Here is a 19,187-nt window from a genome sequence, read left to right as displayed (position 1 = left end):
CTTCTCTTTTTGGCTGCGGAATGATCTTAATATCTCTCCCTATTGCTCACTTTAACCAAAGAGTTAAAGCGAATAAGAGTGGTAAAGTCGGTGAAAAGATAGGGATAGGAAGTAAAGGCGAGGAAAATTTTTACTCTGCTCAATTTTTAAAAGATAGAGCCTACAGAGATCTACTCTCTTAGATCATTTTTTGAGAAGGGGAGAGCAGTGCTTTAGTGAAAGAAGAGTAAGGTTGGGGGAAATATTTTAGTTGCTTTCTCTTTTTCTCTGCGATATAGCTATCTCTTAAGCGCCTAAGTTTATGTTTCTAATTTTTTGGACTTAGCGTGATTACTTTTTCATATCTCGATCCTGCGATTTGTGCGTCTCTAAGTGTAGAGAGCGCTTTTTTAGAGCGGATCGAATATGCAACCAATAAAATTTAGGAGTTCTTTTAAATGACTACCCAAAACTGGAGTTTCGATACTCTACAAGTTCATGCCGGCCAAGTGGTTGATGAAACCAAATCGAGAGCCGTTCCAATCTACCAAACCTCAAGTTATGTTTTTGATGATTCGCAACATGCGGCGGATCTTTTCGGGCTTGCAAAGCCGGGTAATATCTATACTCGGATTATGAATCCTACAACAGATGTGCTTGAAAAGCGTGTTGCAGCATTAGAAGGGGGCGTTGGTGCATTAGCGACAAGCTCTGGCATGGCCGCAATTCTCTACGCTGTTTTAAATGTGGCAACCCCTGGTGATGAAATTATCACCTTAAGTACGATCTATGGGGGAACCTATACCCTCTTTAATAATCGCTTACAATCTCAGTTTGGCATCAAGGTTCACTTTGTTGAGCCGGAAGATTTCGCAGGATTGGAGAGCTTAATTAATGAGAAGACAAAAGCGATCTTCTTTGAGAGTATCGGCAATCCAGATATCAATATTCCCAATATTGAGAGGATTGTTGAGATTGCACAAAAGCATCAGATTGTGACGATTGTTGATAATACCTTCGGAACCCCCTATCTGATCAATCTCAAATCCTATGGCATCAATGTGATTGTCCACTCATTGACAAAGTATATTGGTGGCCACGGCACCTCAATTGGTGGCGCAATTGTCGATAATGGTAACTTTAACTATAAAGATAATCCGCGTTACCCTGGATTTAATACTCCCGATGCCGCTTATCATGGTTTGCAATATGCCGATCTTGGTGAACAGGCCTATATCTTAAAGGCGCGTGTTGAGCTATTACGAGATACCGGAGCCTGTATTAGCCCCTTTAATGCATTCTTAATTCTTTTAGGCGCTGAGACCTTAAGTCTTCGTGTAGAGCGCATGACTGAATCTGCCCTGAAGATCGCAAAGCATCTTGAAAAACATCCGGCAGTTGCTTGGGTAAAACATCCTGGATTACCCTCAAGTGAATATTATGAGCGAGCGCAGCACTATTTCCCAAAAGGCGTCGGCGCCATCTTCACGTTTGGTGTAAAAGGGGGGAAAGAGGCGAGCATTAAATTTATCGATAATTTAGAGATCTTCTCTCTTCTTGCCAATGTGGCTGATGCGAAGAGCTTAGTGATTCATCCTGCGGGAACAACTCACTCACAGCTCGATGAGGAGGGGTTAAAACTTGCCGGCGTACTGCCTGAGTTGATCCGTCTCTCTATCGGTTTAGAGGATGTTGATGATCTGATTGCAGATATTGATCAAGCATTAGAGAAATCACAGCAAGCATAAGGCTTAATAGGGTATTGATGATCGATGCTTATTCTCTTATCGATAGATTGTTAGAGGCGATACGAGCGTTAAGAGCGACAAGCGGTAGATGATCAATACTAAAAATCAAAAGAGCTGTTTATCACTATTAAGCAGCTCTTTTCTCATTGGTAAAATAGATTATTGATATGTTGTTTTGAGATGTTATTGAGGTGTTACCCCATCGCTTTAACATTGAGAAATGGAATATGAGGAGGCTAAATGCCGGTTAAAATTCCTAACGCGCTACCTGCTTACCAGGTATTGAAAAATGAAAATATCTTCGTCATGGATGAAGATCGTGCTGTCGCACAAGATATTCGACCCTTAAAAATTGCGATTTTAAATTTAATGCCGCTTAAAGAGGTGACGGAGACACAATTGCTTCGAGTCTTAGGGAATACTCCTCTACAGATCGATCCCGTCTTTATTGCGACAGAGAGCTATCAACCTAAAAATACTGATAAAGCGTATCTAGATACCTTCTATCGTACTTTTGAGGGTATTAAAGAGGATGCCTTTGATGGCTTTATTATTACGGGTGCTCCGGTGGAGACGATCCCTTTTGAGGAGGTGCAGTATTGGCAAGAGTTAACGGAGATCATGGAGTGGGCGGATAAAAATGTCTTCTCAACACTCTATATCTGCTGGGGCGCACAAGCAGGGCTCTACTACCGTTATGGCGTAGATAAGCATTCACTAGAGGAGAAGTGCTTCGGCGTCTTTCCTCATGAAGTTACCGCTCAAAATGTGAAGCTCTTAAGAGGATTTGATGATCAATTTTATGCACCTCATAGTCGTCATACAGAGGTAAGAAGAGAGGAGATCTTAGAGCATGAAGAGTTAATGATCTTAGCGGAATCGGCAGAAGCAGGGGTTCATATTGTTGCCAATAGAGATCTGCGCCACGTCTATGTTATGGGGCATGGTGAATATGATCATGACACATTAGATCGTGAGTATCGCCGTGATTTAGAGCGGGGTGATAAGATCGATCCGCCTAAAAATTATTATCGTAACAATGATCCATCAGAGGCGCCGCTTGTCACTTGGCGTTCTCATGGTAATCTTCTCTTTGCTAATTGGTTGAACTACTGCGTCTATCAGGAGACACCATTTGATCTGCTCTCCCTTAAAAAGCGTTAAAGAGGGGAGTCAGACCAGTAGAATGAGGTTCATAGCGTTTGCTAAAAAGAGCTAGGGGATATTCTCTGAGAGTGAGGTCCTGAAATTGGAATCCTTAAGTCGAAACCCTAGAATCGAAATTATGAATCATCAATTATCGAGAGAGATGAGAGAGGTAAGAGAGATAGCCAGGAAAATGGGTTATCTCTTTTTTTATAAAAAAGCGTAAAAATAGATGTCGATATCGATAGAGAGATCGATGGGGGCATCGAGGAGATCATTAATCGAATGGGGGCTATAGAGCGGTACTATCATCGGCACTATAAAATATTCTATAAAGTAGTGTATTATAACGATCTCTTATTAATAAATTTATGTAAATAAATACCTATAATGGTGAGGTAAAATCAAGATGAAAAGACATCTTATTGCAGTAGGGATCTGGATGGCGCTCTTTCCAGAGGCAGTTGTTGCTTCTGAGGAGAAGTCGTTACAAATTCGTGTTGATCTTAATAATGTTGATGCGATTGGGTCGCTATTTGATGGGGGTGAGCTTCCTGAGCAACCCTTATCTGAGCAATCTCTATCTGAGATAACTACTGTTACTGAGATGGTTTCAGCGCCGAAAGAGTCAGAAAATATCCCCGCTTTAGAATTGCGTTCGCAAGTAGCAGAGAGAGCGCAAGCGCCTGTTGAGGTTGTAGAAGAGATAAGCTCTTCAGATCCTCAATTATTGATGGAGGATCTTGATGAGTCGGAGGAAGAGATGGCGCTCGTTGCTGAAAATTTTCAGCGATTTACAATGCCAACAGAAGCGATCGATTATAGTGCGCGTGCTAATTACTGGGCAGAAAAAGCAGCCAAGGCAGGGGAGAATTACCCTTATCAAGCACGGGTCAGTAATAATATCCTAAATCGTTTTCACCAACGTTTTAAAGAGCAGTTTAAGGAATCAATAGATAGCTCTTCGCTCCTTGTGAATCAGAAAGGCTTGACTCCGAAGGGGGAGGCGCTCTATCAGCTTCTCTTAGCAAGTGAGGAGGAGGGGCTCTTGCCACAACTCTACCATGTTGGGCGTATTCAAAATCTCCTTCAAGCAGACCCCGCTCTCTATCAGGCCGAGATCAATGAGCTTTTGCAGGTAGGGATGTTAGCCTATATCCGCGATATGGTCGTAGGAATGCCTGAATTGAAGAAGCGAGATCCTGATTGGTTACTAGAAGGGCGAAAAGTGGATGCTCCTGAGGTTTTAGTAACATTAATAGAGAGTGATGATCCTCAAGCGGTAGCGAATAAGTTACAACCTGCTTATCCTGAATATCATAATTTAAAGCGAGCACTTCGAGCCTTTAAGGCGAAAGAATTTGATCAAGAACCGGCGCTGATTGCAAAAGGGCCTACTATTAAGCCCGGCATGAGTGGAGAGCGTGTGATTCAGATGCGTGATCGTCTCAATTACCAGGGGTATGATGCAGGCGATGCTAAGTATTATGATGCAAAAATGGGAGAAGCGGTTAAAGCATTTCAAAAGACCCATCTTTTAGAGCCTGATGGTGCCGCTGGAGCAAAGACGATTACCGAATTAAATCGCTCTAACCGTGATCGTATCGAGCAGATTCAGATCAATATGGAGCGTTGGCGCTGGATGCCGGCAACAATGGGGAATCACTATGTTGCTGTCGATATCCCCGGTTTCCGTTATGCTGTTATTAAAGAGGGGAAAGAGGTTCTTAATGCGCGAACTGTAGTGGGGCGGGGCGCTCGTAAGACGCCGGTCTTTATGTCGCCGATGAGTTATATTGTCTTTAGTCCCTATTGGCATGTTCCTCGTTCAATGGCTGTCAATGATTTTCTTCCTCGCTTAAAGCAGAACCCTTATGCGCTTAATCGCTCAAAGATTCGAATCTTTCGCAATGGGGTAGAGATTGATCCCGGAACGGTAGATTGGTCGCAATATAGTCGTAATAACTTTCCTTTTCAGTTACGGCAAGATCCTGGCGATCACAACTCCTTAGGTCGCGTTAAATTTATGTTCCCGAATGAACATGCAATCTATCTGCACGATACCCCTTCAAAATATCTTTTCGATAAAACATCACGAGATTTTAGCTCAGGGTGTGTGCGGATAGAGAATCCAGAAGAACTTGCTGAGTATTTTTTAGGCGAGGCAGGATGGGATCAAAAACGGATAAAGTCAGCATTTAAGCGCTCTTCGGAAGCTCATGTCAGTCTAAATAAGGATAAAAAGATACCTGTCTATACTTTATACATGACAACGAGAGTAGAGAATGATAGTATTTCTTTCCGTGCTGACATCTACAGCAAAGACAAAGTGCTCCTAGAGTCACTCAGTAATCTTTCGAAATGATGTTTACACTGTTAGCCAAAGTTCAATTTAATTGTTTAAGAGCTATCTTTCTATAGCTTAAAAACCACTTAAAATCGCTTAAAGATTGTTTGAAAGAGATTTTAAAGAGTGATAAAAAAATAAGCAAAAATTAAATTGACACATTGAAAACTCAATGTATAATGATGGCTTATCTGGTGGAGTTCCCGAGTGGTTAAAGGGACTAGACTGTAAATCTGGCGGCTATGCCTTCGTAGGTTCGAATCCTACCTCCACCACCAAATTTTAGCTTCAAAAATGAGTTTCGCGGGTGTAGTTCAATGGTAGAATCTCAGCCTTCCAAGCTGATTGTGTGGGTTCGATTCCCATCACCCGCTCCATTTCTGCTCATATAGCTCAGTTGGTAGAGCGCGTCCTTGGTAAGGACGAGGTCACCAGTTCAATTCCGGTTATGAGCACCATTCCCCTTCCGTGTAATTAATCTAATCAAGAAGAGTGATATTATGTCAAAGGAAACTTTTAGTCGTAATAAGCCGCACGTCAATGTCGGTACAATTGGCCACGTTGACCATGGTAAAACTACATTGACAGCTGCTTTAACAAAAGTAGGTAATGAGTCTGTAGGTGCAAACGTTCGTGCATATGATCAGATCGATAATGCGCCGGAAGAGAGAGAGCGTGGTATCACGATTTCAACTTCACACGTTGAGTATGAGTCTGAAAACCGTCACTATGCACACGTTGACTGCCCAGGGCACGCAGACTATGTTAAAAACATGATCACTGGTGCGGCGCAGATGGATGGGGCAATCCTCGTTTGTTCAGCTGCTGATGGTCCGATGCCACAAACACGTGAGCACATCCTTTTATCTCGTCAAGTAGGTGTTCCATATATCCTTGTTTTCTTAAACAAAGCGGATATGGTTGATGATCCTGAATTGATCGAGTTAGTAGAGATGGAAGTTCGTGAGCTTCTTGATGCATACGATTTCCCAGGTGATGATACGCCAGTAATCGTAGGTTCTGCGCTTAAAGCAATCGAAGGGGATGAGTCTGAAATCGGTGTTCCTGCAATTAAAAAACTTCTTGCAGCATTAGATGAGTGGATTCCTGAGCCGGTACGTGAAATCGATAAGCCATTCCTTATGCCTATCGAAGATGTATTCTCAATTTCAGGTCGTGGTACAGTTGTAACTGGCCGTATCGAATCTGGTATTGTTAAGACTGGTGAAGAGCTTGAGATTGTAGGAATTCGTCCAACTCAGAAAACAACTTGTACGGGCGTTGAGATGTTCCGTAAGCTTCTTGATCAAGGTCAAGCAGGTGATAACGTTGGTGTTCTTCTTCGTGGTACAAAACGTGAAGATGTTGAGCGTGGTCAAGTATTAGCAAAACCAGGTTCAATTAAGCCACACACAAAATTTGAAGCAGAAGTATATGTATTATCTAAAGAAGAAGGTGGTCGTCATACTCCATTCTTCAAAGGATACCGCCCACAATTCTACTTCCGTACAACTGACGTAACAGGTGCAGTTGAACTTCCAGAAGGTGTAGAGATGGTAATGCCTGGCGATAACATCAAGATGGTTGTTGAGTTAATCAACCCAATCGCGATGGATGAAGGTTTACGTTTCGCAATCCGTGAAGGTGGTCGTACAGTTGGTGCAGGTGTTGTAGCTAAAGTTATTGCATAATTACTGCTAGCAGTATTTGGGTCAATAGCTCAATTGGCAGAGCGACGGTCTCCAAAACCGTAGGTTGAGGGTTCGATTCCTTCTTGGCCCGCCAAAATATAAAGCAGTCAGTTTAGTTTCTGACTGCTTTTATTTTATCTAATCAAAATTATCTAGTATAATGCCGGTTTAATGTGCATGAATGAGAAGTAATAAGATGAAAACAAAGAAAAAGCCTGTAAAGGTGAATGAGCAACCCGCAGTTGCAAAGAGAGCCTCACAAACTAAAGGGCAAGAAGTTAAGAGCGGTAAAGGTTTAGTCTGGCTTGCAGTATTAGTGGTATTGGCAGGGATCTTTGTCTATTACTACTTTGAGGGCATCAATATGCTCTACTCTTTTGGCGCGTTGATCGCTGGGTTGGCTGTTGGTGCGGGGATCTTTTTTGTCTCTCCAACAGGGAAGAACTTAGTGGTCTTCTTTAAGGAGTCGAGAATGGAGTTGCGCCGAGTAGTATGGCCAACAATGGATGAGACTCGTAAGATGACCTTGCTTGTAATTGTTGTCATGGTCGTGACGCTACTCTTTTTGATGTTTGTTGATTTTATTATTAAGAACATCATCTCATTTATATTGTCATTTTCGTAGGAGAGAAAGATGCATTGGTATGTGATACAAGCTTATTCTGGGTACGAAGGACAGGTAGTTCGTGCACTACATGAATATATTGCAAGAGAAGGACTTGAATCTAAGTTTGGTGAGATTTTAGTGCCGACTGAAGAAGTAGTAGAAGTTAAAGATGGTAAGCGTCGTAAGAGTGAACGTAAATTCTTTCCGGGCTATGTCTTAGTTCAAGCAGATATGGATGAAGAAGTTTGGCACTTAGTTAATAGCGTTCCGCGAGTGATTGGGTTTGTTGGTGGTAAGAGTGATCGTCCAAGTCCTATCTCTGAGCGTGAAGCAAACCATATTTTAAATCGCATTGCTCAGGCTGAAGAGGGTCCTAGATTGAAAGTTCTCTACGAGGTAGGGGAGGAAGTTCGCGTTATCGATGGTCCATTTAATGAGTTTAATGGTACTGTTACTGAAGTTGATTCAGATAAAGGGCGAATTAAAGTCTCTGTGATGATCTTTGGTCGCGCAACCCCTGTTGATTTAGAATTTAGTCAGGTTGAGAAGCTGTAGTTTAATATCTCATCACTGAAAAGTAAGCAGTTAAGGAGAGTGTTGAAATCAAGGTGTTAATAGTAATTTTAATTTCTTGATTTTAACGCTCTCTTCTGTTTTTGGGAGTATTTTGAGGTTTGTTTTATCCACCTCTCTTTTGAATAAATAGTTGTAGTGCTTGATAAAGAATGCTACAATACCGAGTCTTTTAAAACTTGGGGAGCTGAAGAGCGTTTAACCCATACAATTAGGAGTATCGCCAAATGGCAAAGAAAGTAATGTCTTATATCAACCTGCAAGTAGCGGCAGGTAAGGCGAACCCATCGCCACCAATCGGTCCGGCGTTAGGTCAGCACGGTGTGAATATCATGGAATTCTGTAAAGCGTTTAACGCAGCAACACAACAGATGGAACCTGGTATGCCAATTCCAGTTGTGATTACAGTCTATAATGACCGTTCATTCACATTTATCACCAAAACTCCACCAGCAGCATATCTTTTAAAGAAAGCGGCCGGTATCAAATCAGGTAGTCCAAAACCAAATACACAAAAAGTTGGTAAAGTGACTCGTGCGCAATTAGAAGAGATTGCGAAGACTAAAGAGCCAGATTTAACTTCAGCAGATTTAGATGCTGCGGTAAGAATCATTGCAGGAAGTGCACGCTCAATGGGTATCGAAGTGGAGGGTGTGTAATATGGCTAAGTTAACTAAAAAAAGAAAAGCTATCTTAGAGTTAATCGATTCAGAAAAAGTATACTCTTTTGATGAAGCGGTTGAGACACTTAAAAAAGTTCCTGCAGCGAAATTTGAAGAATCATTTGAAGTTGCAGTTAACTTAGGTGTTGATCCACGTAAATCAGACCAAGTTGTTCGTGGTGCGACAGTTATGCCAAACGGAACGGGTAAAGATGTTCGTGTTGCAGTATTTGCACAGGGTGCAAACGCTGAAGCTGCTAAAGAAGCGGGTGCGGACGTTGTTGGATTTGAAGATCTCGCAGAGAGCATGAAAGGTGGCGATCTCAACTATGATGTTGTTATTGCAACGCCAGATGCGATGCGTGTTGTAGGTCAATTAGGACAGATCTTAGGTCCTAGAGGCCTTATGCCTAACCCACGTGTTGGTACAGTAACGCCTGACGTGGTGACCGCTGTTAAAAATGCAAAATCAGGTCAAGTACGTTTCCGTACTGATAAAGCAGGGATTATTCACGCTGCAATTGGTAAAGTAAGCTTTGATGCAAATGCAATCAGAGAAAATCTTAAAGCGCTTATTACTGAGTTGACTCGTTTGAAGCCAGCTTCAGCAAAAGGTGTATACCTTAAAAAATTAACAGTGTCGACCACAATGGGTCCTGGTATTACTGTTGATTTAGCTTCGGTATAAGCAAAATAGAGAATGTGAACTTATCTTTTAATTTTGAGTAGCTCCTCTTTAGGAGAAGCTGGTTTTAATTAAAGGTGAGTCGAAGACCGTAGATTCCCTTCGGGTTTAATTGTCTCGATAGCTCGAGTGTTTTGCGCTATCGAGATGGTCTACGTAGACGGTGGTTCTAGATTAGGGTTACCGTAGGGCCAAACTTAATTGTTTGGGTGTTGTAACAGGTAAGTAATTACCAGATATGTAAAGGTGAAAAATGAGTTCTTTGCAAAGTAAACAAGTAGTGGTAGAAGAGGTTAGTGGGTTAGCAAATAATGCGCACTCTCTAGTTCTTTCTGAGTACCACGGGCTTACGGTAGCTCAGATTACATCTCTTCGTAATGCGGCAAGATCAGCAGATGTTGATATCCGTGTTGTGAAAAATACATTAGCAAGACTTGCATTGAAAGAGACTCAATTCGAAGATGCGATCCCAAGTCTTGTTGGTCCGATCATCATGGCTTTCTCTATGAACGAGGAAGATCCAGTTGCCGGCGCACGTGTTATTCACAATTTCCTTAAGGAAAAAGCGAATGAGAAGTTAGTAGTTAAAGCAATTGCCCATGATGGCGAAGTCCATGATGGTTCTGCACTGAAAGCAATCGCGTCACTCCCAACGAAGGAAGAGGCGATCTCAATGTTCTTAGCGGTATTGAAAGCACCAGTTCAGAAACTTGCAGCAACATTAGCTTCTGTAAGAGACAAGAAAGAAGCAGAAGCAGCTTAATCGCTCTGCTAACAATTCTTAATTTAGAATCGTTAACTAATCAAAATTTTAAGATAATTTTAGGAGTTATATTATGGCAATCTCACACGAAGATATCCTTAATGCAATTGAAGAGATGAAAACTGCAGAAGTTATGGAGTTAATCTCTGCAATCGAAGAGAAATTTGGCGTAACAGCAGCAGTTGCAGTTGCAGCTGGTCCTGCAGGTGATGCTGGCGCAGCAGCAGAAGCTCAAACTGAGTTTGATGTTGTAATGACAGCTATCGGCGACAAGAAAATCAACGTTATCAAAGTGGTACGTGGTATCACAGGTCTTGGTCTTGGTGATGCTAAAGCGCTTGTTGAAGGTGCACCTGCAACAGTTAAAGAGCAAGTATCTAAAGAAGAAGCAGACAAGATCAAAGCTGAGCTTGAAGAAGCGGGCGCAACTGTTGAACTTAAATAATCAGGCTATAATTAAAAGAGATGTACAACTATCTGCCTGATATTACCAGGTACTCTTTTAATTAAGAATGAAACATAAAGGCTAGGGTTACGACTCTAGCCTTTACTAGCTTCTAAAAAATATTTTTCAAGCGTATAAATTAGGCCTTTTGGCCAAAGGATTAATTTATATGTTTACACTCCCCATCTTATGAGGAATACATTGCATGGTCTATTCGTTTACAGAAAAAAAACGCATCCGTAAAGACTTCGGACAGCAGATTGAAGTTCAGGAAGTCCCTTTCCTTCTCGCGACACAAATTGACTCTTACGAGAATTTTTTGCAAGAGCATACCCCTAGACGCGAGCGTAGAGATCAAGGATTGCACGCGGCGTTTAAATCGATCTTCCCAATTGAAGCTATCAAAGCTAAAACAGCAACATCTAACGGCTTTCGCCTCTCTTTAGAGTATGTGGATTATCACATTGGCGAGCCTGAATTTGATGTTCGCGAGTGCCAGATGCGTGGAACGACCTATGCAGCGTCGTTGCGTATTGGGATGCGATTAAAAATTTCTGATTTAGAAACCGGCGAAATTAAAGAGATCCGTGAAGCGGATATCGATCAATTTGGTCGCGGTGGTGTCTATTTAGGTGAAATTCCTTTAATGACTGAAAATGGTACATTTGTGATCAATGGTACTGAGCGTGTTATCGTTTCTCAGCTCCATCGTTCACCCGGTGTCTTCTTCGATCATGATAAAGGGAAAGGACACTCATCTGGTAAATTACTCTTCTCCGCAAGAATTATCCCTTACCGTGGTTCTTGGATGGATTTTGAGTTTGATGCAAAAGATCTCGTTTATGCTCGTATCGATCGCCGCAGAAAATTACATGCGACAATCATCTTAAAAGCTTTAGGTCTCTCTGATGCTGAGATCTTAGCTGAGTTCTTTGAAACGAATAAGTTCTTAATTAAAGGGAAGAAGCTCTTCCTTGAGCTAGTTCCTGCTCGCCTCCGTGGTGAGATGGCGGCTTTCGATATTATTCTCGATGGCGATGTATTAGTAGAGAAAGGGCGTCGTGTAACAGCTCGTCATATTAAACGTCTTGAAGATGCGGGTATTGAAGAGTTAGAGGTCCCATTTGAGTATCTTGTAGGTAAAGTCTTATCACAAGATGTTATGGATGAATCTACCGGTGAACTCTTAGCATTAGCCAATGATGTTATTACAGCTGAGACATTAGAAAAGTTTGTTGCTTATGGAATCAATGAGATTCCTGTTCTCTTCACGAATGATGTCGATCGCGGTGCTTATATCTCAGATACTTTACGTGCTGATACAACGAAGAGTCAATTAGAGGCGCAGATTGAAATCTACCGAATGATGCGTCCTGGTGAGCCACCTACAAAAGAAGCTGCTGAGAATCTCTTTGCAAGCCTCTTCTTCACAAGTGATCGTTATGATCTCTCTGCAGTTGGTCGTATGAAGTTCAACCGTCGTCTCGGTCGTGATAGCGATACCGGCGAAGGTACACTCTCTAATCAAGATATTTTAGATGTCTTAAAAGAGTTGGTTGCTATTCGCAATGGACATGGACAGGTAGATGATGTTGACCATTTAGGTAACCGTCGTATTCGTTCAGTAGGTGAGATGGTTGAAAACGTCTATCGTATCGGTTTAGTCCGTATCGAAAGAGCAGTTAAAGATCGTCTTCTCTTAGCGGAAGCTGAGGGTTTGACACCACATGATCTTATCAATGCTAAACCTGTGGGTGCGGCAATCAAGGAGTTCTTCGGATCTTCGCAGTTATCTCAATTTATGGACCAGAACAATCCATTATCAGAGGTGACTCATAAGCGTCGTATCTCTGCATTAGGTCCAGGTGGTTTAACACGTGAGCGTGCAGGCTTTGAAGTCCGTGACGTTCATGTAACTCACTACGGCCGTGTTTGTCCTATCGAAACACCGGAAGGTCCTAACATCGGTCTTATCAACTCACTTGCAAGTTATGCACGTACCAATAGCTATGGTTTCTTAGAGACACCATATCGTAAAGTTGTTGATGGACGTGTGACAGATCAGGTTGATTATCTCTCAGCTTATGAAGAAGCAAATTATGGTATCGCGCAGGCGAATGCAAAATTAGATGAAGATGGTGCTTTTGTTGAAGAGTTGATCGCTGCTCGTTCAGGTGGGGAGTTTACGCTTCTTACAAAAGAGCAGATTAGCTATATCGATATCTCGCCTAAACAGATTGTGTCTGTAGCAGCAGCATTAATTCCCTTCCTTGAGCATGATGATGCGAACCGTGCTCTCATGGGATCAAACATGCAACGTCAAGCAGTTCCAACACTCAATGCTGATAAACCACTTGTGGGTACAGGTATGGAGCGTATCGTTGCGCGCGACTCAGGGGTCTGTGTTGTTGCGAAGCGTGGGGGAGTTGTTGATTATGTTGATGCAACAAGAATCATTATCCGTGTTAATGATGATGAGACAGTGGTAGGTCAATCTGGGGTTGATATCTATAATCTCACAAAATATCAGCGCTCGAATGCAAACACCTGTGTTAACCAAAAAGTATTGGTGAAAGAGGGTGATATTGTATCGCGTCAAGATATCTTAGCAGATGGTCCTTCAACGGACTTAGGTGAGCTTGCTCTTGGTCAAAATATGTTAGTAGCGTTCATGCCATGGAATGGTTACAACTATGAAGACTCCATCTTGATCTCAGAGCGTGTGGTTAAAGAAGAGCGCTTTACAACGATCCACATTGAAGAGTTAACCTGTGTTGCTCGTGATACAAAATTAGGACCTGAAGAGATCACCTCCGATATTCCTAATGTTTCTGAATCAGCACTCTCTAAACTTGATGAAGCAGGTATTGCTTATATCGGTGCAGAAGTTAAATCTGGCGATATCTTAGTGGGTAAAGTATCACCGAAAGGGGAGACCACTTTAACGCCTGAAGAGAAACTGCTTCGCGCTATCTTTGGTGAGAAAGCTTCTGATGTTAAAGATAACTCGCTTCGCGTTCCTTCAGGAATGGATGGAACGGTGATCGATGTTCGTGTCTTCACCCGTGATGGCATCGAGAAAGATAGCCGTGCGAAAGAGATTGAAGATCGCGAACTCCGTGGTGTTCGTAAGGACTTAAATGACCAACTTCGTATTCTTGAAGATGACCTCTTTGAGCGTGTAAGCAAGAGCTTAATTGGTGCTGATGTTGCTGCGGGTAATAAGGGCATTAAAGCCGGTGATAAGATCACTGAAGGGTATCTTCAAGGTATAGAGCGTGAAAAATGGCTCGATCTTAAAGTGAAATCTGAGGAGCTTGCTGAAGAGTTAGTGAAACTTAAAGCGCTATTAGATCAGCAACGTAAAGAGTCGAATAAGAAGTTTGAAGAACTTCGTGCGAAATTGACCCAAGGTGATGAGTTAGCTCCTGGTGTCTTGAAGATGGTGAAGGTCTATCTTGCGGTTAAACGTCGTATTCAACCTGGGGATAAGATGGCAGGTCGTCACGGGAACAAAGGGGTTATCTCCATGATTGTTCCAGAAGAAGATATGCCTTATATGGAAGATGGGACACCTGTTGATATCTGTCTTAACCCACTTGGGGTACCTTCCCGTATGAATATCGGGCAGATCCTTGAGACCCATTTAGGTTGGGCGGCACATGGTTTGGGTTTGAAGATCGATAAGATGCTCAAATCACATGCTGAAGTACAAAAACTTCGTAGCTTCCTAGACGAGATCTACAATAAAGATGAGAGTGCTCAACAGATTGATCTTGATAAGTTCAGTGATGATGAGATCTTAGAGCTCTGTGGCAACCTCCGTAAAGGGGTTCCGATGGCAAGCCCTGTATTTGATGGTGCGTCAGAAGAAGAGATGCGTCGTATGCTTCGCTTAGCAGACCTTCCGGAGTCTGGTCAAATTACCCTTTATGATGGTCGTACAGGGGATGCATTTGATAGACCTGTTACTGTTGGCTTTATGTATATGCTTAAACTTAACCACTTGGTTGATGATAAGATGCATGCTCGTTCAACAGGACCATACTCACTTGTAACGCAACAGCCATTAGGTGGTAAAGCACAATTTGGTGGTCAGCGTTTCGGGGAGATGGAAGTGTGGGCACTTGAGGCTTACGGTGCTGCATATACCCTACAAGAGATGTTAACAGTAAAATCAGATGACGTTGCTGGCCGTACAGCGGTCTACAAAAATATCGTCAATGGTGAGCATAACATCGAAGTGGGAATGCCTGAGTCATTTAACGTACTGATTAAAGAGATCCGTTCTCTAGGTATCGATATTGACACAGTCAATGATGGGGATGATGAGTAATCATCATCTCTTCTCTAAGTACTGCGTCGTAGAGACATTTCTTTAAATATACATTGGAAGATAACGAATGAACTTATTAAATTTATTTAAGACGGAAGATAAAGGCGGTTTTGATGCGATCAAGATCGGTTTAGCATCGCCAGAGAAAATTCTTAGCTGGTCTTATGGTGAAGTCAAAAAGCCAGAAACGATCAATTATCGAACCTTTAAACCAGAACGCGATGGTCTCTTTTGTGCGAAAATTTTCGGGCCTGTAAAAGATTATGAGTGCTTATGTGGAAAGTATAAGCGTTTAAAACATCGCGGTGTGGTGTGTGAAAAATGTGGCGTTGAAGTCACACTTTCAAACGTTCGTCGTGAGCGTATGGGGCATATTAGCCTTGCGTCACCTGTAGCACATATTTGGTATCTTAAATCGTTACCAAGCCGTATCGGTCTTCTTCTTGATATGACACTTCGTGATATTGAGAAGATCCTCTACTTTGAATCTTTTGTTGTGATTGAGCCAGGCATGACACCATTTGAGCATGGTCAGGTCTTAACGGATGAAGAATTCTTAGATGCAATCGAAGAGTATGGCGATGAGTTTGATGCACGAATGGGTGCAGAGGCAATCTTAGAGCTTCTTAAAGCGCTAGATCTTGAAGAGGAAGCTTCACGTCTTCGTGAAGAGCTTCAAGAGACGCGCTCAGAGACGAAGTTCAAGCGTCTCTCAAATCGTCTAAAACTGGTTGAGTCATTTATCTCATCAGGTAACAAACCTGAGTGGATGATCTTAACAAATCTTCCTGTATTACCACCGGATCTTCGCCCATTAGTTCCACTAGATGGTGGACGTTTTGCGACATCAGATCTCAATGATCTCTATCGTCGTGTCATTAACCGTAACAATCGTCTACAGCGTCTTCTTGAGTTAGAAGCGCCCGATATTATTGTGCGTAATGAGAAGCGTATGCTTCAAGAGTCAGTAGACTCTCTACTCGATAATGGTCGTCGTGGTCGTGCAATCTCTGGAGCGAATAAGCGCCCATTGAAATCACTTGCCGATATGATCAAAGGTAAGCAAGGTCGCTTCCGTCAAAACCTTCTTGGTAAGCGTGTTGACTACTCTGGTCGTTCTGTAATCGTTGTTGGTCCGACACTTCGTCTACATCAGTGTGGGTTACCAAAGCAGATGGCGCTTGAGCTCTTCAAACCATTTATCTTCTCACAATTGATCCAGCGCGGTATTGCTACAACGATTAAAGCGGCAAAGCGTATGGTTGAGCGTGAAGTGCCGGAAGTTTGGGATATCTTAGAACATGTTATTACAGAGCATCCGATCCTTCTTAACCGTGCACCGACCCTTCATAGATTAGGGATTCAAGCATTTGAGCCAGTATTGATCGAAGGTAAAGCAATTCAGCTTCACCCATTAGTCTGTACTGCATTTAACGCCGACTTCGATGGTGACCAGATGGCGGTTCACGTACCTCTATCGATTGAGTCACAATTAGAAGCGCGTGCATTGATGATGTCTTCAAACAACATCCTTTCACCGGCAAATGGTGAGCCGATCATCGTTCCTTCTCAGGACGTTGTTTTAGGTCTCTACTATATGACGCGTGAGCGAATCAATGCGAAGGGGGAAGGAAGAGTCTTTACGGATACTGCTGAAGTTCATCGTGCTTATGTCTTAAAAGAGCTTGATGTCCATGCAAAAGTTTCTGTTCGTCTTCCGATCTCAATGTTTGAGGATGCCAAAGAGGGAGAGACTTATCGCCGTGTTGAATCGACAGTAGGTCGTATTCTCTTAACGGATCTTCTTCCTGAAGGGCTTCCATTCTCTTTAATTGACAAAGTTTTAACAAAACGCGAGATCTCCAACTTAATTAACAGTTGCTATCGTCGCTTAGGTCTTAAAGATACCGTTATCTTTGCTGATAAGTTGATGTATACCGGCTTCTACTATGCAATGCGTTCAGGCTCATCAATCAGCTATGAAGATATGGTGATCCCGCCACAGAAGCAAGAGATTATTGAGCGTGCTGAGGCAGAAGTTAAAGAGGTTCAGTTACAATACTCACAAGGTTTAGTGACCAATGGTGAACGTTATAACAAAGTGATCGATATCTGGTCGCGCACCAACGAAGAGGTTGCAAAAACCATGATGAATAACCTCGGTAAAGATGAGGTTGTTGATGAGAAGACAGGCGAAAAGGTTGAGCAGACTTCATTTAACTCGATCTTTATGATGGCAGACTCTGGAGCGCGTGGTAGTGCGGCACAGATCCGTCAGCTTGCAGGGATGCGTGGATTGATGGCAAAACCAGATGGTTCGATCATCGAAACACCAATTACGGCAAACTTCCGTGAAGGTCTCGACGTTCTTCAGTACTTCGTCTCAACGCATGGTGCTCGTAAAGGTCTTGCAGATACGGCATTGAAGACAGCAAACTCAGGTTACTTAACACGTCGTCTTGTTGATGTTGCTCAAGATCTTGTGATTGTCAATGAAGATTGTGGTACAACAGATGGTCTCTTAATGACGCCGATCGTTGAAGGTGGGGATATTGTTGAACCATTACGTGATCGCGTTTTAGGACTTGTTGTGGCCGAAGATGTCTACATTCCTGGAACGGATGAGGTTCTCTTCTCAGCAGGGACTCTTTTAGATGAAGCTGCGGTTGAGCTTCTCGATGAGAAGGGCGTTGATGAGTTAATCGCTCGTTCACCTATTACGTGTAAAAATCGTCATGGATTGTGTGCAAAATGTTATGGTCGTGACTTAGGTCGTGGTCATCTTGTTAACCCTGGTGAAGCCGTTGGGGTTATTGCTGCTCAGTCGATCGGTGAGCCGGGAACACAGTTGACGATGCGTACGTTCCATATCGGGGGTGCGGCATCAGGTTCTGCAGCTGTTTCTAATGTTCAGGTGAAGACTAAAGGAACATTGAAACTTGTCCGTATGAAGACGGTTCGTAATAAGGATAATAACCTTGTTTCGATCTCTCGTTCAGGTGAACTTATCATTATGGATGAGTTCGGACGTAACCGTGAACGCTATAAAGTTCCTTATGGTGCGACGATTGTTGTTGATGAGGGTGGTAGTGTTGAGATCGGTGATGTTGTTGCAACATGGGATCCACATACAATCCCCGTTATTGTTGAGGTTTCAGGTTTTATCAAGTTTGTTGATTTTGAAGAAAACATCAACGTTCAGAAACAGACAGATGATATTACCGGACTCTCTAACTTAATTGTTCTCGATTCTAAGCAACGTAATACCGGTGGAAAACGACCATCAATCTATGTTGTTGATGAAGCAGGTAATGAGCTCAATATCCCAGGAACAGATGTAACAGCAATGTATACACTTCCTGTTGGTGCGATTCTTAACCTCAATGATGGTGATGCTGTCTCCATCGGGGATGCGTTAGCGCGTATTCCACAAGAGTCGTCAAAAACACGTGATATTACCGGGGGTCTTCCACGAGTTGCTGACCTCTTTGAGGCGCGTCGTCCTAAGGAAGCGGCTATTCTTGCAGAGACAACTGGTATTGTGAGCTTTGGTCGTGAGACAATGAGCAAACAACGTCTTATTATCACAGACTCAGCAGGCGTAGCTCATGAAGAGTTAATTCCTAAATGGCGTCATGTCAACGTCTTCGAAGGGGAGACTGTTGAGAAGGGTGAGATCATTGTTGATGGTGAGTTAAGTGCACACGATATTCTTCGCCTCTTAGGGGTGAAAGAGCTTGCGGCATATTTAGTAAAAGAGATTCAGGATGTTTATCGTCTCCAAGGGGTTAAGATCTCTGATAAGCATATTGAAGTCATTATTCGTCAAATGCTCCGTAAAGTGGAGATTCTTGAGGCGAATGATAGCTCCTTTATTAAGGGTGAGCAGGCAGAATATGTGGCAGTTCTCGAAGAGAATGATCGCTTAGAGGCAGAAGGTAAAGTTCCAGCAACTTACCAACCTGTTCTTCTCGGTATCACAAAAGCATCGCTTGCAACAGATAGCTTTATCTCTGCAGCATCGTTCCAAGAGACAACGCGTGTCTTAACTGATGCATCGATTCGCGGTTTGAAAGATCATCTCCGTGGTCTTAAAGAGAACGTTATCGTAGGTCGATTAATTCCTGCGGGAACGGGTCTTATCTATCATCAAGAGCGTCGCAATGCAGCTAAGTAGTCACTGGTTGATTTAGACTATTGATCGA

At 42.7% G+C, this 19,187-nt stretch carries 12 protein-coding genes and 4 tRNA genes; all 16 read left to right on the top strand.

Annotated elements, in window-relative coordinates; genetic code table 11:
* The first annotated feature begins 437 nt into the window (after positions 1-437).
* The 16 genes from B9T19_RS04635 (at position 438) to rpoC (ending at position 19,159) form a co-directional block, all read left to right on the top strand.
* Positions 438-1,727 (top strand): O-acetylhomoserine aminocarboxypropyltransferase/cysteine synthase family protein, encoded by a 1,290-nt coding sequence (locus B9T19_RS04635; protein WP_094567442.1) that lies wholly within the window; start codon positions 438-440, stop codon positions 1,725-1,727.
* Between the two features lie 240 nt (positions 1,728-1,967).
* Entirely contained in the window at positions 1,968-2,891 is a 924-nt protein-coding gene (gene metA / locus B9T19_RS04630; protein WP_094567441.1) for a homoserine O-succinyltransferase, read from the top strand.
* 391 nt (positions 2,892-3,282) lie between these two features.
* Complete coding sequence (locus B9T19_RS04625) at positions 3,283-5,238, top strand: murein L,D-transpeptidase (RefSeq protein WP_094567440.1); 1,956 nt, start codon at positions 3,283-3,285, stop codon at positions 5,236-5,238.
* A gap of 175 nt (positions 5,239-5,413) precedes the next feature.
* Positions 5,414-5,498: transfer RNA gene (locus B9T19_RS04620), tRNA-Tyr, on the top strand.
* A 25-nt stretch (positions 5,499-5,523) separates the two neighbouring features.
* Positions 5,524-5,597, top strand: a tRNA-Gly gene (locus B9T19_RS04615).
* A 5-nt stretch (positions 5,598-5,602) separates the two neighbouring features.
* Positions 5,603-5,678, top strand: a tRNA-Thr gene (locus tag B9T19_RS04610).
* Positions 5,679-5,720: 42 nt separating this feature from the next.
* Complete coding sequence (gene tuf / locus B9T19_RS04605; RefSeq protein ID WP_094567439.1) at positions 5,721-6,911, top strand: elongation factor Tu; 1,191 nt, start codon at positions 5,721-5,723, stop codon at positions 6,909-6,911.
* An 18-nt stretch (positions 6,912-6,929) separates the two neighbouring features.
* Positions 6,930-7,005 (top strand) — tRNA-Trp (locus B9T19_RS04600).
* Between the two features lie 102 nt (positions 7,006-7,107).
* A complete protein-coding gene (gene secE, locus B9T19_RS10680) occupies positions 7,108-7,536 on the top strand; it encodes a preprotein translocase subunit SecE (protein ID WP_198959044.1) in 429 nt (142 codons plus the stop codon).
* 9 nt (positions 7,537-7,545) lie between these two features.
* The gene (gene nusG / locus B9T19_RS10675; RefSeq protein WP_198959042.1) at positions 7,546-8,073 is read left to right on the top strand and encodes a transcription termination/antitermination protein NusG; all 528 of its coding nucleotides are present in this window, start codon (positions 7,546-7,548) and stop codon (positions 8,071-8,073) included.
* Between the two features lie 245 nt (positions 8,074-8,318).
* Positions 8,319-8,750: a 50S ribosomal protein L11 gene (gene rplK, locus B9T19_RS04590; RefSeq protein ID WP_094567438.1), complete on the top strand. Its 432-nt coding sequence runs from the start codon at positions 8,319-8,321 to the stop codon at positions 8,748-8,750.
* Between the two features lies 1 nt (position 8,751).
* Positions 8,752-9,441, top strand: coding sequence for a 50S ribosomal protein L1 (gene rplA / locus B9T19_RS04585; protein ID WP_094567437.1), 690 nt, complete (start codon positions 8,752-8,754; stop codon positions 9,439-9,441).
* A 250-nt stretch (positions 9,442-9,691) separates the two neighbouring features.
* Positions 9,692-10,201 (top strand): 50S ribosomal protein L10, encoded by a 510-nt coding sequence (gene rplJ, locus B9T19_RS04580; RefSeq protein ID WP_094567436.1) that lies wholly within the window; start codon positions 9,692-9,694, stop codon positions 10,199-10,201.
* A 73-nt stretch (positions 10,202-10,274) separates the two neighbouring features.
* Positions 10,275-10,646: a 50S ribosomal protein L7/L12 gene (rplL, locus tag B9T19_RS04575; RefSeq protein WP_094567435.1), complete on the top strand. Its 372-nt coding sequence runs from the start codon at positions 10,275-10,277 to the stop codon at positions 10,644-10,646.
* Between the two features lie 205 nt (positions 10,647-10,851).
* Positions 10,852-14,982 (top strand): DNA-directed RNA polymerase subunit beta, encoded by a 4,131-nt coding sequence (gene rpoB / locus B9T19_RS04570; protein ID WP_094567434.1) that lies wholly within the window; start codon positions 10,852-10,854, stop codon positions 14,980-14,982.
* Between the two features lie 67 nt (positions 14,983-15,049).
* Positions 15,050-19,159, top strand: a complete 4,110-nt coding sequence (gene rpoC / locus B9T19_RS04565) for a DNA-directed RNA polymerase subunit beta' (RefSeq protein WP_094567433.1) — start codon at positions 15,050-15,052, stop codon at positions 19,157-19,159.
* Positions 19,160-19,187 lie beyond the last annotated feature (28 nt).

It is taken from the genome of Ignatzschineria sp. F8392 (genome assembly GCF_002252045.1).
In the GTDB taxonomy this organism is placed as follows: Bacteria; Pseudomonadota; Gammaproteobacteria; order Cardiobacteriales; family Wohlfahrtiimonadaceae; genus Ignatzschineria.
The sequence above is the reverse complement of the archived record's forward strand: the minus strand, read 5'-3'. Positions and strand labels throughout refer to the sequence as shown.